Origin of the sequence: Paenibacillus sp. FSL M7-0896 (assembly GCF_037975415.1) — a bacterium.
Classification (GTDB): Bacteria; Bacillota; Bacilli; order Paenibacillales; family Paenibacillaceae; genus Paenibacillus_AQ; species Paenibacillus_AQ silagei.
Genome location: NZ_CP150250.1, coordinates 903,089 through 920,513 on the forward strand (window position 1 = coordinate 903,089; position 17,425 = coordinate 920,513).

5 protein-coding genes are annotated in these 17,425 nt (G+C 43.9%); 4 read left to right on the forward strand and 1 reads right to left on the reverse strand.

The features are described 5' to 3' along the window. Positions 1-79 precede the first annotated feature (79 nt). Positions 80-1,057, reverse strand: a complete 978-nt coding sequence (locus tag MKY12_RS03775) for a tRNA-dihydrouridine synthase (RefSeq protein ID WP_339312969.1) — start codon at positions 1,055-1,057, stop codon at positions 80-82. 281 nt (positions 1,058-1,338) lie between these two features. Between MKY12_RS03775 and MKY12_RS03780 the strand changes: the two genes are divergently transcribed. From MKY12_RS03780 to MKY12_RS03795, 4 genes are read left to right on the forward strand one after another with little or no spacing between them, the layout of a single operon-like run. Continuing rightward, positions 1,339-2,991, forward strand: a complete 1,653-nt coding sequence (locus MKY12_RS03780; RefSeq protein WP_339312970.1) for a clostripain-related cysteine peptidase — start codon at positions 1,339-1,341, stop codon at positions 2,989-2,991. 53 nt (positions 2,992-3,044) lie between these two features. Continuing rightward, positions 3,045-9,863, forward strand: coding sequence for a hypothetical protein (locus tag MKY12_RS03785; RefSeq protein WP_036723198.1), 6,819 nt, complete (start codon positions 3,045-3,047; stop codon positions 9,861-9,863). Positions 9,864-9,884: 21 nt separating this feature from the next. Beyond that, complete coding sequence (locus tag MKY12_RS03790) at positions 9,885-15,557, forward strand: hypothetical protein (protein ID WP_339312971.1); 5,673 nt, start codon at positions 9,885-9,887, stop codon at positions 15,555-15,557. Further along, complete coding sequence (locus tag MKY12_RS03795) at positions 15,554-17,167, forward strand: S-layer homology domain-containing protein (RefSeq protein ID WP_339312972.1); 1,614 nt, start codon at positions 15,554-15,556, stop codon at positions 17,165-17,167. Before MKY12_RS03790 ends, MKY12_RS03795 begins: the two co-directional genes overlap by 4 nt. Positions 17,168-17,425 lie beyond the last annotated feature (258 nt).

The following is a 17,425-nucleotide window of genomic DNA, read 5'->3' on the forward strand; positions in this document are numbered from 1 at the left end:
TGCAAAAATAAGAGACTTCCTATGAGTTCATTGAACTTGTGGGAAGTCTCTTTTTCGTAGCTCATATCTTTAATATTCTTCAATCTAATTCTTCATCTAAAAGAGGTTTTACTAAACGACGCACTTCTTCTGTTGAAGTGGTTTCCATTAATTGGTCTCTTAGTTCGCCTGCGCCACTAAATCCACGAACATAGATTTTGAAATAGCGAAGAAGGGGTCTAAATGAACGTGGCAAGGTTTCTGTTGAATATTTATCGTGAAGATCCAACTGTAAAAGAAGTAAATTGAGAAAATCCTTCGCGCTATGTTCTTTAGAGTCTTTCTCAAAAGCAAATGGATTAGTGAAAATGCCGCGGCCAATCATGATACCATCAACGCCGTATTGTTCAACTATTTTTAATCCTGTTGCGCGGTCCGGAATATCTCCATTAATGGTTAACAACGTATTTGGGGCAATTTCATCGCGCAATTTTTTTATTTCAGGAATTAGTTCCCAGTGTGCAGCTACTTTACTCTTTTCTTTTTTGGTACGAAGGTGAATGGAAAGATTCGTAATATCTTGTTTCAATATATGTCCTAACCAATCGCGCCACTCATCAATTTTAGAGTAACCTAATCTTGTTTTAACACTAACCGGCAATCCACCTGCTTTTGCTGCTTGAATAATTTCTGCTGCAACTTCAGGATGGCGTATTAATCCGGCCCCTTTTCCACTGGCTGCGGCGTTTTGTGCCGGGCACCCCATGTTTATATCGATACCACGAAAACCAAGTTTTTTCATATCAATACTCATCTGTTCAAAAAGTGCAGGTTTATTGCCCCAAATATGAGCGACAATCGGTTGCTCATCAGCTGTGAACATTAACCGGCCACCTACATTTTCTTTTCCAACAGGGTGACAATAATTTTCTGCGCTTGTGAATTCTGTGAAAAATACGTCAGGTTTTGCAGCTTCACTAATGACGTGACGAAATACTATATCTGTGACGTCTTCCATTGGAGCTAATATAAAAAACGGTTTCGGTAAATCCAGCCAAAAGTTTGGTTCGTTACGCATATTATCTTCTCCTGTTGCAACATATAAAAACGATATAGTCTATAGCAAAGTCTTTTACCCATCATACATAGTATCATTATTTTTCGTTTGATGCACAGAATCAATGGTGTGAGCGACGGACACATTTGTGGTGTCTGCCAAAATCGAGCGGCAAGTGAGAACTTAAAGATTTCTTTAACTTTCACACAGGGGTTAAACTGTCATGTTAGAGTAGCTTGATAGGGTTAATCAGCTAATTTAGGAGCAAAGAAGGGGATTTCAAATTGAAAGGCCGGAACTTGATGGGGAAAATCCGAGGTTTTATCATTTTTTTAATCTTTCTTCTCGCAACAACTCCATCAGCAGCAGCAGCGGCACAAAGCTCAAATTATGCAGAAGGGCTTAACCACTTGGGGTTGTTCAGTGGAACGGAGCATGGATATGAACTGTCGCGGGTGCCTACCCGGGCAGAATCCCTTGTAATGATGCTGCGGCTGTGGGGGAAGGAAGAAGAGGCCCTGAATAGCATCTATAAAAATCCATTCACTGATACGGGGTGGGAAGGCCGCTACGTGTCGTATGCCTATACCAAGGGTGTAGTTAACGGAATTGATGAATTTCGTTTTGGCGGTAACCGGCCCATCTCTCTTAACCAATATTGTTCAATGGTATTAAGGGTGTTGGGATATTCAGAAACCAAGGGCGACTTTACCTATGGAACTGCGGTTTCTTTCGCCTCTATAGTTCTAGGAATAGACCTTACCAAAGAACGCGAATTCAATCGGGGAACTCTTGCAAAAATAAGCAGTTATGTTCTAAACACAAGACCCAAAAACCAACTTGCCACGCTAGGTCAAACCCTTAGTGCAACAGATGTCTTCACCACGCAACAATTAAACGAGGCAAGGGCACTTTGGGAGCAGGATAAAAATCTGGATGGAGCGACGATTTTAATCTATGCGGTTGGTTCTGATCTTGAATCTCAGCAAGGCCGGCTCACCGATGATTTGGAAGAAATTTTACGTGGTCAGCCAAACCAAAATACGAAAATCCTGATGCAAACAGGCGGAACGCTCAAATATCACAACAAATATATGGCCGATGGAGCGTCCGAACGCTTTGAGGTTAGCCATGGACAACTTCAAAAGCACGAAAGTCATATCCAAACTGCCGCATCAGACCCTAGGACACTAAGGGATTTTCTTGTTTGGGGTAAAACCGTTGCACCAAGTGAGCGTTATATCCTGATTCTATGGGATCATGGGTACGGTACAATGGGCGGATTTGGTGCAGACGAGCTAAACGAACGAAAAACGATGAAGGTTTCGGAGCTTTCCCAAGCAATCGGTTCATCAGATCTGTATTTCGACTTAATCGTCTTTGATGCATGTCTTATGGGCACCGTTGAAACTGCCTATGCTCTTAGAGATCAGGGCAAATATCTCATAGCTTCTGAAGATTCAACCCCCGCAGCAGGCTTGTATTATACCACATGGATAGGTGCGCTAGAGCGAAACCCGCAGATCAGCACGGAAAGAATAGGGCGGTTAATTTTAGATTCTTTTACCCTTCATTCGGGGATGGAAGCTAAGATGCAAACAACCATGTCCATGATGAAGCTGTCTCAGGCAGAATCCTTGGTTAAGGCCATAGAAAAGGCGAAATTGGATCGCTCACTAACAGACCTTGCAAAACGATCAGAGCTGTTAGGCAAAAACGAAGGGATATTGGATCAATATGATCTTATAGAGATCATGGGTCAATCATCAGAAGTCACTGCTGCCGCCCAAGCACTTGCTTTCGAAGTAAGAAATTCAGCTGGCTACAAAAATCGCAACGGCGTGGCTTTATATGTCCCTAACCAAAAAATCGAACTCACCCATCAAATGAAACAAGAGCTACAAGCCATTGGTCTTAGCTCAAAATACATAGAAACTATTTGCAGCGGAAATTAGCTGTAAAGGCTGATCGTTGTCCAGAATGTGGTCTTATAACGAGGAGGTATTTTATGAAGAAGATTTTAAGCTTGATGCTGGTAATATCGCTTCTCGCATCAGTAACGCCTGTTTATGCGAATGTAGCAACAGAGTACAATTATGAGTTTGGTGTGAAAACAGGAGGAAACGATGACGGCGGAACAGGTGATGATATTTACATGGGCGTGAGTACCTATGAATCTGGACCAGCCTCTGATTATGCAGCAAATTTTGGCGGAGCTCCCGCTTGGTCTGATATAAGACATACCTTTAAAATGGAAAATATTCCACCATGGAGAATGAATGAGCTCGTTTTTTGGCTGGTGGGCAGTGATGACTGGTACGGTAAATCTGTGGATTTGTATCTTCCCTATCTTGAGGGGAATACCAATCCGGCTAAGGTACAGACCATTAAAATAGATTCCTGGACAAGAGACCAGGGCAGACTTTACCGTGACATTTCGGACGTAACCAAAAGAAAATTCACAGATATAGGTTATGTTGATGAGCTCGGCGGAGAGTTCTACCTGGATGCGAATTCGGCAGGCTCAGAACATGCAGAGTGGAACAAATATGTCAGAGATCAATATGGTTACTATGACATCATGCAATATGAGGATGCTCCTGTATTCAGCTATTCTGTTTCGGACGACGCTGTAGGCAGGGATTGGTTAACATTTGAGGAGCCTACAAAAACAAAAACGTTTCAGCTCAATATTGACCGCAAGAAGCTTCACGATCAAATGGTTGCACAGAACAAAGCAGAGATTTCGCTAACCTACAGGGTGGCGCTGCTTGCCCAGTCTACCAATGCTGAAAGCCTCGGGGGGACCTTTGCCCATACAAGCTCAGGCGATCCCGAGGTTAAAACCTATTTAACAACAAAGATAGGGCAAGCGAATTACTATTATAAAGATGTAACTTATACGTTCTATCGTAGTATATATAACCTCGGCAACCCCGATATCAATCAGACGGTTACCTATTCGCCGAGCCAGGACAACCGGTATCTGAATCGGAAATTGACAGATGTTAACATCACAGTTGAAGCGGTTTCCATTCATAAAAAGGCTATGACGCAAGAAATTAAAACGGAGCTCATCACAAACTTCCAGGCAACGCCTGTGTTATATCTTGGCAACAGTACGGAAACACCGCTTGCCGACCTTACCATGACCAAACTGCAGGGCAATGACGGCAAACCAAACGGCAAACTTCAGTTCACTGGAAAAGTTCCGCTGGATGTTAGCGCAGTTGAAAGCGAGGGCATAAGGCTTCAGCTTAACAACGTATCTACCTATCTAATGAAAAAGGGGCGCGCTCAGGCCTATTATTTAGAGAATCCAACTCCAGAATCACCGACATCACAAAGTTTTTATTTCTCAACTCATAAAGTGGACACAAAAACCCCAACTGTAAGAGTGACCGACCAAAATGGAAATGACCTGCTGGGGGCAAATTCCATTCAAAACAACATCAAAAAGCTGCATGAATTTTATATGGTTGCCAGCGAAACACTCTATCCAGAGGGAAATGTCGCCCACAGCGAGTCGAATCAAAACTATTTGAATTATGAGCTGTACAAGAAAACCGGCGATTCCTATGAACCGGCCGTGACCCGAATAACAAACTTTGACGGTACAGGAAACAGAACAAGAGTTACCGCACCTATTAACACGCAGGTCATCAATGGAGTCAGCATAAAGCTAAGTCCGATCGACCCTACGGAAGGCGAATTCAAGCTTCGTCTGTATGGATGGGATCAAGCTGACAATCCGCTGGGCGGAGATGCCGGCTATGCAGAAATTGAAAATATCAAAATCGACAACCTGGCTCCGCGGGTGACCGTACATGAAACTGTACATCCGCAAGATGCGCAGCTTCGCAAAAGAAATGAATACCGCTTTGAAATGAACGACCTTGAGCAAAGCAACAACGGCTGGTCAAGGACTTATTATACCTTTGTAGACGGAATTGCGGCGCCGCCTGACACGCCAATCAATCAAATTAAACCTGCCTCCAAAGAAATTGCTTCAACTCAAGGGCTGTGGGCATTTGTAGACTCAGAAGGTGACAGCACAACTACCATTCTATCCATTCCAAAAGGGGACAACTTTGAGGGAACGCTCTATTATTTCACAGTAGACTCACTTGGAAACGATTCTAGAAACGAGCAAGCCTCTAGATACTATAAAAAGCCTGTGAGTATGTTCAATGGAAATGTTGCCGACACCCTCCATACGGAGGATTCCAGTCTTCCAAAGCCGTATTTTGACATTAGCTTTGACGTAAGCAATCCAAACTTTGAAACGAGTTACCGGTGGATTTCTGCTCCTGGCAATGACAAAAGCTTTACACAAAACTTTAGAGTTTATGAATCAAGCCAAGATGTTGGTGCAGCTGAAAAATCGAATCTTAGCGGAACCAAAGTTTTGATGGACGGGAAATATATACTGGAATATCGTGTGAAAAATAAACAGTCTGGTAACACTGCTGAATTTTCACAAGTCTACACGTATGACGCCTATTCCCCGGAGATTAAATATACCGCAATAAGTCAGCACGATCATTTCAAATCATCACAACAGTTTAACGTGAAAGTGACAGACCGCAGTGGAATTGCAAGTGCATATTACTATTTATCTAAGCCAGACTCAGAGATCAGAATTGAAGCTATGCCCAACTATCCGCTGACTCTGACGCTGGACAGTGACAATATAGCACAGGTTAATCAGACCTTGACTCTAACAGGACTTCCATCAGGTGCGTACAGCATTGTTGTTGTGGCACAAGATCCGCATGGACGACAGAGCAAGAAGGTTTCCCCCTACTTTGGCATGAGGTCAGAAGCTGCGATCATTGACACATTGAAATTTACGGAGTCAAAGACTGTAAACGGAATGGGTACAACAACGGATGGAACCTATAGTGTCTATGCTGTCTTGAATGAACCGCATGCAGCATGGACTTCTGATAGCGCATTGAAATATCAAAACCCGGTATATTATGCAACAACGGACGGCATGCCAACAGATAACGGCGCTTTAGTTCCTGAGTTTACAGCGAGCAACAATTCCGGCGGGAATTATGCATTTACACTCGACACACCGGTTCCGCTTCAAGAAGGTGTCAACACGATCTATTTCCAGTTTGGACTCATCAATGCTCCTGCGGACGACAAACCTGAATTTTTAACAGAAGCAAAGCCGCTCACCATTCTTTATGATAGCCAGGCACCAACCTTTGAATTGCCGGACTATAGCACCATTCAGCCAACCAACGCCTCCGTGACAGCAACAATCATCGCAAGTGATGCTGGGACAGGGATTAGCAAACTGACAGTTGCACCAGAGGATGCAGACAAAATCACGGTTTCTCCGTATACAGACGGTGCATTCACAGTAACGGTAAGCGAAAATATATCAACAAACCTGACCCTGTCTGACGAGCTTGGAAATCATGTTCTGGTTCCTATTTCGGTATCTAACATTGACCGGGCAGCTCCCTCTGCGCTTGCTTCAAGTAACATCGTGACCAAAGGAGCAAGACAAGATGGTGTGATTACCGTTGAAGTGTCAGACAAGAACGATACAACCGTTTCATTCGCGCTTATTCAAGACCCGGCAGACAACCATATTCTAACCGAAGCGGACTATGCGTTGTTTCAATCAAGCCCATCCGTGGAAATGCAGAGTAGTCCGGTAATCATTAATGGCGCAGGCAACAAACAGAGAACCTACACCATTGACTTGAAGGGGCTTAGTGGAAGCTATGCCATTGGGGTCAAAGCTGTCGACACAGCAGGAAATGTGACTGAAATAGTGTTCTTTGACTCAAAACTAGACCTGGTTGACGCGGAGGCAGCAATTGTAAGTGTCAGCGCAAACCCTGCAACAACAAAAACCACCGCAACGGTTAGCGTTTATTTTAACGTTCCAGTCACCGTGATGCCTAACGCACCTGTAGAGGGTGATGTTGTGGGTGAAATGGCAAGGTCGAACCTTCTGTATACAGGACTTCTAACAACATCGGCTGACTATGTCATGGACTACGAGGTTGTAATTCAAAACAATAATACAATCAGCCTCTATATTCAGGACGAGGTTGGAAGGGATAGCGTTCTAGAATTCACACCTGATGTTAATTTCGTTACAGGATTCGACATTTCCGGTCGTGTAGAGAAAAATGGTCAAACCATCCAAAACGGCGGGTTTATATCCTATAACCAGGGCGATAAGCTGTATTATGTTGTCGTTCCGGATCCAAAGTATTCCGGACAATATTTCTTTGTTGAAAATGCAGTGTTATCCGGATTAGAACTCAATACAGAGCTAAGTGTTCCGGACCCTTCATTTACAGAAGAGGAAGGAAGAACAGCTTATTCAAAGCTGGTATTCGAAGCGCTAAGAGACGGCAAAACAACAAAATCAGCTTATTTCGAGTCATACACGGCAGAAGGTATGGAAGCTGACCGGATGGAAGCTGAATATGTTGCAATTACTGTGGTTGATGAAACTGCACCTGTTGCCAAGGTGGACTATTCAAGCACGGAGCCAACCAACCAAAATGTTACCGCAACACTGTCTGTCTATGACCCGGAAAGCGGGATATTAAAATTTGAACGTTCGTATGACGGCATAAGCTTCAGCCCTATTGACTCCGTTGTTTCGCATACCGAAACCTTCGAGCAGAATGCAACGGTATATTTCAAAGTGACAAACAAAGCCGGAATAGCAACGGTACTGCCGGTCACCGTCTCGAATATTGATAAAACGCCGATCACGCAAGACAAGCACTACACGGTGGAATACAGCTACGAGAACTATCTTGGGAACTGGGTTCCAATCACAGAAGGAAAAGCCTATAGAAGGGTTATGGCAACGCTCAAGTTTACCGGAGGCGGAAAAACTCTTTCGATGACAAACAACAACGCAGCCTTCTCAAGGACTCTAACTGAGGATAATAACACCTTCACATTTGAGTTTAGGGATCAATCGGGCAACACAGGTTCTCATACGGTTAGCTATAACCAGTTTGACAACACCATTGGACAAACATCCTATGTGTTATCCAATACGGCCAAGACCAACAAAAATATCTTTGCCACGATCACTTTAACGGATGATTCCGGTGAAATCGCATTTGCTGAGGTGAAGAAGGGCGATGTGGTTTATCCCTTCAAAGGGGAGCCGCTCGAAAATGAATATGTCGTTGAACTGGACAGCTCAGGAATTTATAATGTGACAGCCTATGACTATGCTGGAAACCGTTGGACAACTCCGATCACCGTCTCAAACATTAACAAGGTAGCGCCTACTGCAATCGCAAGGACTTACAGCACGCCTCCAGCCACCATTACTGCACAAAGCGTGAATGTGGAGTTGACACAGTTCAGCAAGGACATCAAAACGATAACAGTCACCGGCGTAGAACCTGCCGGAAGCCTAACTGCCAACGATATCGTACATATCCCCGGCACAAAAGCTGTTCGCTTTAGAAAAAATGGTACAGTGTCCATGTTCTTTGTTGACGACTATGGCAACGAAGGACAGGAAGTGATTACCGTATCCAATATTGTGTCCACACCGCCGCAAATCAAAGCCACTGCCACATTAGCTGAAGATAAGCTGAGCGTGAATGTAACCTTTGACCAAATCCGTGACAGTGACGGCGTTCCGCTGGACATTCTTAGAAAACTAACAGACCTTACCGTTTCTTATCGTGGATATGAACATGCACTTCTGACTGAAGTGAAGGACGAGTCCGGCGATGCCCTGTCCTATAAAGAGGCAGTAATCAACGTTAAAACTAACGGAGAGCACGTCTTTCAAGTTAGGGACCAAACAGGCATCACGCAAAAAATTCTCGTAACGGTTGAAGGCATTGAAGTGGGTGGCCCAAGGGTTAAAGAAGTTCGCTGGACATACAAATATCTCGAAAAGAACCAAAGTGGTGAGTGGGTGGAAAAGGATCATCAAAACAAGATTGTTGTTGGTGTGGACACCTCTGGAAAAGAAGAAGGATATGTTGTGGGAATCGACAAGAACCCGGCAACAAACCAGAATGTGAATGTCACGGTAATCACGGATAAAGATGCTAAACTCGTGGGCGGAAACGATCCTTGGGAACAAGAGAAGTCAATGAACTATAGAGAAAATGGACTATACAATTTCAACCTTGAAGGAAGAACAGGGACCTATACCTCGTATGGTGTCGACATTGGTCTAATCGATAAAACACCCCCAGAGCTAAAACTTAAAAATGGGGAAGAGCTAATCTTCATCGAAGGCATGACGCCTAAAAAAGATGCCTCCATTGCCTATGACAAGTCCAAGCTTCTAGACTTCGAAGCATGGGATATGGTTGCGGGTAAAAAGGTGGACCTGACGAACCGGGTCACCATAAGCTATGGATCAGGCGGACGGGTGTTTAACCCTGACAACATCTCGGCAAATGAATTTGTCCGCTCGAACCCGTACTATATCGACTATACGGTAAGAGATGATGCAGGGAATCAGACCACTATTCGCCGAACCGTTCGCCTGGTAGGTCTGTATGACACCATAGCCCTTGTGAACGGCGTGATGCCAGACAGTTCCAATGCTGCGTCGGTTCTTGGCAACAAAGTTGAAATCTCATTGAAAAATTTTTCCGGGATCTCGTATGCACGTTATGAAAAAGGTGTCTTAACACAAGGTCAGATGAAAACAAAAGGAACGGTCCTTCGGGAGAAAAGCGGAGTGTATACCCTCGATAATGTTACGAGCGGCTGGTACACCGTATATATCCAAACGGATAAACGCGACTATTTCAACATTCATGTATATGTCTCAAATCAAGGAGGGAAATAGGCAATGACGTTCTATAGAACAATGAAACGCAGCATCGCTGCAGCTATTATTCTATCCATGCTTTTCACTTTTGCCAGTTTCCCTGTTCATGCTGACGCCAGCAATGCGGATTATTCCATTGCGAACGAATTTATGAAATATTCAATCAATTCAAAAACGGGTGGTTTCTCCATTGAAACCATTGACGGTCATCCACAAAAAGCGTTTGACAACAACCTTCCGCTTCTTTATAAGGAAGATGCGGCAAGGAGCAATGGAACATCCTTCACAACCGTTCGTATCGACGGAAAGGATTTTGTTTTCGGTCAGGAGTATGGCTGGTTTGGCATCGATACAAAGCTTCATGAACCTGTCGTTTCAGAGCAAAACAGGCTTTTAACCATTGCATGGGACATTAAGGGCTATACCATCACACAAAAGGTGTCCATTTCGATTGACCCTAACAACTCCAGAGCTGGAAACATTGGTATTTCATATGATGTGAAAAATAACAATGCCACAGCCGGAACGGTGGGGATCCGGCTTCTACTAGACAACGCGCTTGGTTCAGAAATTGATGCACCTTATGCATTGGTTGACCCGTCGCAGCCGACAATCGTTGAAACCGAATATAGCGGTGACAACCTTCCGCAGCAAATCAGATATGTTGATTCGCTTTCAGCTTCGAACAAGACGGCTTATGCCCTCTTGTCCGGCTGGAGCGGCAACAAGGATGTGAACGTTGATAAAGTGATTGTGGGACACTGGATTAATCTTGCAAACACAAGATACGATTATACACCAAACCCTAGTGTCGACTTTACGAATTACTCCAACAAATATTTAGTTCCTGACACTGCAACGGCTTATTATTGGAATGAAAAAACCATTGAACCGGGTCAAGTCAGAATTTCTGAAATGCTCTATGGTATCGGCAACTTTGCTGATCAAACCAAAAAAGAGCATGTTTCAATAGGTATCCACACCGGAAATGTATACTTGGCTAACGACAAAAAAGGATATGAAAACAACGGTGTTTTTAAAGCGAAGGTAACCATTGACAACAGTGTCTCAGGAGCAAAAGAACTTATAGAACCCATTGTGAAGCTTAGCCTCGAAGAGGGACTTGTGTTTGCAGCCACGAATACACGGGAATACACGGTGAAGATTTCGGGCGGTCTTAACATTGGAACGGTGTTTGATATTCCGGATGTTGACATTATTGCAGAGACACAGTCTATGATCACATCAAAACGTCTGGTCGTTTCATTAAACGCAACAGAAATTATTGATGCTAGCACCAATAAAGTGGTTGACTATAGTGCAAACACGAACATTTTGATTCCAGCAGTGGAAGGAAAGCTCCCGGAAGTTTCAATGAAGCATGTTTTCCCGGCGGCAGTTTATTATGAAGGCGACAAAAATATCACCGTTTCCGGCGATATGAAGGTTCTGATGGAGGCCCTTTCGGGAAGTGACGGATGGAGTCTGTACCTTGTTCCAGCATCCGGCGCTGAGGCTGTTCTGATTGACAAAAGAAAAATAAGTTTTATTGATGAAGGTCAAACGCTTGCCTTCTCAACGAATCAGACGTTGGCGGTTGGAAAGTATGACATTGAATTTAGATTTACGAATCAACAGCTGATCGATGCCTTCGGTACCAAAATTAAAGCAACAACTACAGTGGATGTCACCAATAATTTAGCGGATAAAAGTGCAAGCTACGGTATTGTTTCGCTAGTCCGGTTCACAGACGCTGCAAACAACAGACAGTTATATGATTATATTAGTTTTACAAACGAAGATGTAATGAAGAAATTTATATCCGGCGGCGTGAAAAAAGATGGCATTCTTCACAAAGAAATAGCATTTGAAGAAAATAAAACAGAAATTCTGTTGACCCTTCGCGGAAAAATCAGGCTTATGGATACGGGTAAAGAAAAATATTACTCTGCCAGCAGAGCCGATGGCGATATTACCATCAACAGCATCCTGACCTATGACAGCAACGAAGCTCTTAAGATGACCGTTGACAACAAGGGTGCAAAGCTGGAAGGCGATGGTACCGTCAAAGTGATCAACTCGATTAATATTTGGCATAATAAGTGGCATTTTGAAGCCAATAATGGAACCAAATATACTCTGAATCGGGAGGCTGTTTCCGAGAAGACTGCTCAGGCCTTTGAACTTCAGCTTGGAGATGCCGGTTCTATGCTGCAAAATATTGCCGGTTTTTTGATCAATATTAAATATGGTGTGATGACCCAGGACGATGATGATTTCGGAATCAGCTTTGGCGGAAGGATTTCAATGCCTTTAAAAGCTGCTGATCCAGCGAAGGGTGAGGAGCATTATGATTATAAAGGCTCACTGACAGCGAATGTTCAAGATGTTCTCTATGGCAGTAAAGACAGCGAAATTGGTTTTGTTGGCATTAACACAACACTATCTGTAGCCCTGCCCAAAGATATATTAGGCCCATTAGTAGGAAACGAGGCCGGTGTTAAGGCGGATATAACCATTAACACCATTGATGATATTTATAGCATTGATGCCGGTGTTTCCGTTACCATGCTGGAAGTAGAAGGGTCACTGGCACTGAAGAAGGTTCCTATTAACGAAGTTCCCAAGATGATGCTTGATAAGCTCACCTTCTTTTTAGCGCCAACTACAATGAAGGTTCCTGTGGTTGCACCTTATGTATTTATCACAGGCCTTGGCGGAGGAATTTCGAACCTTGCAGACACCGTTGCCGGAGAACCGGCAGGCGAGCTTCCACCCCTTACCATTCATCTTCAAACGAGGCTTTTAATTAATGCGATTATTGTAGGTGACTTTAAGCTGGATGCGAAACTATCGGGTCTTGCCATTGAAGGTACCGGCCGGTTAGAAAAAGACGAAGAAGGAAGACTTCTTAATATTCAAGCGGGAATGAATGTTCAATGGATCTCGCCGTTTCAGCTTAATGCCTTCGGCAGCATCAGTATTCATGCCGGAGCCATTCGTGGCGGGATAACGATTAAAATTACGGAAGATTATTTTTATGGTTATGTTTATGCAGGGCTGTTCATTCCAGACTCCATCCCGCTGCTCGGGGGCAAGGAGATCGCAGGTGTTGAGGCAGCCGTCTCATCTGACTTTGTGGGTGCAAACTTTAAGGTCATTGGGGTGAAGCTGGGCTTTATCTATTATTGGAACGGTGACCTAAGCTTTGGCGGGTCCATCGACCTCTCTTCAAGAGGAGACGCCGTTCACTATGTCCACTCGGAAGCGCTGGACGAGAGCGGCAACCTTGTGCCAACCACCATGATCTATGGAACGAATATGAGAAGACTGGGTACGGAGGCCGTCGCTAAGACAAGGTCCGGTAATGGTATTACAAAAGAGATTAACCCGGCAACAAAGGATGCACTTCTCTTTGAAATTCCACTTCGTGGTTTAATCAAGCCTTCTGCATCAGAAATTAATATTACCAATCCAAATGGAAAAAGATTGACCATGGTTGAAGACGATAATAAGGGCAACGGAAACTATCTTGTTCAATCTTTAGATGGCACTAATTATTTGTACATTTCAGTCACTGATCCCTCTCTGATTGTTGGGGGGAACTGGTCCATTTCAGTTTCAACACCTGACGTTTATATAGACAACTTTGCAGTAAACAGTGTTGACTATATGCCAGAGCTTACAGGAGTTAGTGCTTCTACTAGCACAAATACAAGCCGTGAACTTAACGTTTCTTGGACAACGGACAAGCAAGGCCAATATTCGGGTGCACTTAATGTCTATGTCACGAAAGACCCGTCAATCATGAAAACCATCGAATCCTCTAACATTCAAGATACTTCATCCTTAATTAGTATCGGCAACCTGGAGTTAGATGAAATTGAATCAGGTTCTCATGTATTCACGCTTCCTGAGTCCTTCCCTGAAGGGAAATATCATGTGGTTGCAATGCTTGTTAACCATCAAGGCGGAATGAGCAAGAAAATCACTGCTTCAACATTCACTTTCACCAATCCATTGCTCCCTCAAAACCCTAAATCTGTGTCTGCGGTCTACAGCGGTGACGGCTATGTGAAGGTTGGCATAACGGGAAGCGACGACGCTGCAACCCATTATCTTGTGGCGATCCAAGACGAAGCAGGAGTTGAGGTCGAGAATTCCTTCGGTCAATTTAAAGTGGGCAGTGACATCATTCTAAAACCATTAGAAAACCAAACCAACCGGCCTCTACTGCAGGAAGGCAAGACTTATTTTGTTAAAGTGCAGGCGGTTAGAATTGTGGAGTCTCCTCTTAAACAGGCGGAATACTATCGTTCAACCGAATTTGCATCATCGCCAGGCTTTGTTATGCCTTCAACGGATAAACCTCAGCTTGTAAGCGTTGAGACAAACATTGACAGATCCAAAGACCGGTATTACTTAAACACTGACCAAGTAAAGGCAACGTACACCTTCGACAGACCTGTTAAAATGACCTTCAACCTTAATACCGAAGATAAAAACACGCCTCAAGAGTATAAGAAGGTCTGGTCATTTGAAGAAAGCGTTGAAGACGGCCAGCAGCTGATTGACTTTGTAGCGGTGGCTGAAAACCGTGACACCATCCAAGGCAGCAGGTCATCAGGGGCTATTGGATTTACTGTTGATACAAAAGCACCTGCGTTACTCCTTGATGAAGATGTTCAAACCAGCCTTGACGGGGAAAACGTTGATAACACCGTCAGCAATCAAGTTGTTTTTGTTGGCGCAGACTCAAGCTACAGCTTCCGTGGTCTGACAGATCCATCCGCAACATTAACGTTAGACGGCAGCTCAGACGGAATTGTTATCAGTCCGGACGGAACCTTCGTTGTCAATCGTAAGGCCTCAAGTGAGGAACCGAACCAAACCCTGATGCTTAAAGCGGTTGATGATGCCGGTAACGAAACGGCTGTTCCAGTGTATCTTGTGAATCGTGTTCTGTCAGAGTATGAAAGCATTAAACTAATCTCTGACCTGGAAGGCTCCGAGGATCAGCCTGATTCGATCGAGCTTGGCATAGGCGGGACAACGGCGCTGTCTGTGAAAGCTCTCCGCACAGTTAACGGCACCGTTCTAAAAGCAGAAGACGTTGTGTGGGACGTTCTTTATAATCAGAACATCATCAGACTCTCGCAAGATGGGACCATTGAAGCATTAGCTCCAGGCGAAACGGCCATCAAGGTTAGTTATAGACTGTCTGCCTTTGAAGGCCAGGACGGGAAGACGGTCTATAAAGAACTGTCAGACGTTATCAAAATCAAAGTAAAAGATTATGGTTACCGTTATGAAGTTCGTCAGACACAAGGGTTCTCGTTGTACACCATATACACTGAAATGAACATGGGCAAGGCAACGGTTGTGATTGGAGGCAACAAACAAACTTTGTTATATGACAATCTTAAGAAAGCATATATTGGTGCTTCAAAGGAGCTTGTCACAGGCGAGCAATTAACAGCCAAGCTTGGTTTTGAACCAACGGTGAAATCTCCTGTTCTTCTGCGTGGAGACACCGATGGCAGTGGTGCTATTGATAAAGTCGACGTTTTGGCAACATTGAATGCTATTTTAGACAATGTTTACAACGGCTTTAGTTCTGTAGAAAATTGGATGAGAGCTGATACAAACGGTGACGGCATTGTTGATATTGTAGATGCGCAGCTCACACTAATGGAGGCACTTAAAAGATGATCAAATACTTAAAAATCATTTTGTGCATCATGCTTCTAGGGGCTGCCCTACCCTCATATGCCTATGGCGCAAATGATGCTGCAGACCTTAGTTATCGTGTGGACATCACAGTAACGGATAGCTCAGGTTCCTTGAAATCATCTTTTGAAGTTGGAGAAAAAATATTTGTTAAGCTAAGTCTTTCCTATACGGGTGCCGGAAGGGCGCCTGTATATGGCTTTCAAGGAAAGCTGCAGTTTGATTCTTATGTACTGGAAAATACCGGTGTGAATGTGGAAAAGGACATTTCAATGAAATATTCCGATGGTGCCATCAACTATGTCTATCTGGATATGACCGCCAAGGGAAGAGAGGATTCCATACTGAAAAATATTGGAACGGCTGTATTTCAAGCTAAGAACAGCGGCACGTTCAGCATCTCTTCAAGCAGCTTCATTCTGACGAACAAAGATGCGACACACCGGTATATTGAACCGGTTGAAGATGTGCAAATTATTGTGGGCGATGGAGTAAAGGACCCCTCAAAATCTCTATTATATGAAGACATTGTTGCTGCAAAAGCTTTACTTGCTTCAGTTACTATTGCGGATAATCCCAAAAACATCTACTATCCGGATCATTGGTATCCGACAAAATCCGCTCAAAAACTGAGAGAGGTGATTGCCGGGGCTGAGGCTGTTTTTAATAACAAGGATGCGCTGGCGTCTGAAATCACTGAAGCTATTGAAAAGCTTAGCATTGGTGTTTCCGATTTTGAGAGCTCCAAAATTGTCGGTCCGAAACGTTGGGCTGCTCCGGCCGACAATACCACAGTCAATAACACCGCAGTTGATCTGTACTATTCCGTTAAAGCTTCTGTTAAAGGCGGAAATGGCAAAATTGCCGAGGGCTTTGAAGCTCAGACCATTCGTGCAACAACCTCTGCCACCATCAGAATGATTCCGGATGAAGGGTTTGAGACCGAATATATCTTTGTCAACGGTGACAAATTTATAGGCCATGACATTTACACCATTCCAGAGGTTAGCCGTGACACCATTGTGGTTGTAACCTTTGCTAAGAAAACTCCTTTTACAGATATAGCACATGACGATTGGTTCTATCCTTCTGTAAGGTATGTGTACAACAAGGGACTATTCACGGGAACCTCTGAGACGGAATTCTCACCCTCCGGGAAAATGAGCCGTGCCATGCTGGCCACTGTAATCTATCGTATGGAAAATAAACCGAATGTTACATTTGCCAATGTATTTTCTGATGTTCAAAGTGGCCGTTGGTACTCAGATCCGGTGATTTGGGCAAATCAAAGTAACATTGTTAACGGGTATGATAAGGGTAAATTCGCTCCCAATGCTGCCATCACCCGTGAGCAAATTGCTGTTATGCTGCATAGATACGCAAAGGTTAAAGGTGTTGACCTTCAAGCTAAAACTGCAAGCCTGAGCTTCAAAGATGCAAATCAAATTTCAGGCTATGCCAAAGAGTCCATTACATGGGCTGTGTCTAAGGGCATTATGAAGGGCAACACGGATTTGACTATAAATCCTTCGGGTCTTGCAACCAGAGCAGAGGTTGCCACTATGCTCGAAAGGTTTAGTGAGCTGAACTGAATTTAAAATAAATACAAACCGCCCCGAAATATTTATCTCATTAAATAAAAAATCGCGAAATAAAAAACCGCGAAGCCTTGCTGCTTCGCGGTTTTTCTGTGTTTGCTCTCCAAAGCTTTCATTATTCTTTTATTCCCTTCCTGTAGACTCAAATATACAAGATATGATTCTGTCTATGAGAAAAATCTCATAGATTGTCGAAAAACAAGGGTGCTGTGATGAAGGGGGAATTGGCGTGAAGAACCACCGGGCAAAACA

Coding starts and splice junctions, on each gene's coding strand:
- MKY12_RS03785 (WP_036723198.1), top strand. CDS start 3,045: ATGAAGAAGATTTTAAGCTTGATGCTGGTAATATCGCTTCTCGCATCA.
- MKY12_RS03795 (WP_339312972.1), top strand. CDS start 15,554: ATGATCAAATACTTAAAAATCATTTTGTGCATCATGCTTCTAGGGGCT.
- MKY12_RS03780 (WP_339312970.1), top strand. CDS start 1,339: ATGGGGAAAATCCGAGGTTTTATCATTTTTTTAATCTTTCTTCTCGCA.
- MKY12_RS03790 (WP_339312971.1), top strand. CDS start 9,885: ATGAAACGCAGCATCGCTGCAGCTATTATTCTATCCATGCTTTTCACT.
- MKY12_RS03775 (WP_339312969.1), bottom strand. CDS start 1,057: ATGCGTAACGAACCAAACTTTTGGCTGGATTTACCGAAACCGTTTTTT.